Genomic DNA, 308 nt, shown 5'->3' on the forward strand with positions numbered 1-308 from the left:
TTGCTATCTGGTTTAGTGTGCTTTATCACTACCACGAAGCTGGTATTCCTACCGAAGGTATTAAAAACTTTGCCATGGTATTTGTTGGTATTATTTTTGTAATTAACTCTCTTGATTCGCTTATCCGGTTATACACAGATAACTTAAACTTGACGGTTAAACGCTTAGGTAAATTTAAATATTTAACCATGAATATTGTTGCTTTGTCGTTGTTAACATTACTATTTAAGTTAGAGTTTTTACAAATTCAATGGGTTGGCGCATTAGTTATTGCCTTGTTCTTTATTTGTATTGCTTATATTGGCTAC

General features: G+C 32.1%; 1 pseudogene. It reads left to right on the forward strand.

Features of this window, described 5'->3' with window-relative positions:
* A pseudogene (locus AAEY62_RS21490) lies at nucleotides 1–308 on the forward strand (BCCT family transporter); the annotation flags it as partial.

This window comes from Pseudoalteromonas sp. GW168-MNA-CIBAN-0100 (genome assembly GCF_040309225.1).
In the GTDB taxonomy this organism is placed as follows: domain Bacteria; phylum Pseudomonadota; class Gammaproteobacteria; order Enterobacterales; family Alteromonadaceae; genus Pseudoalteromonas; species Pseudoalteromonas arctica.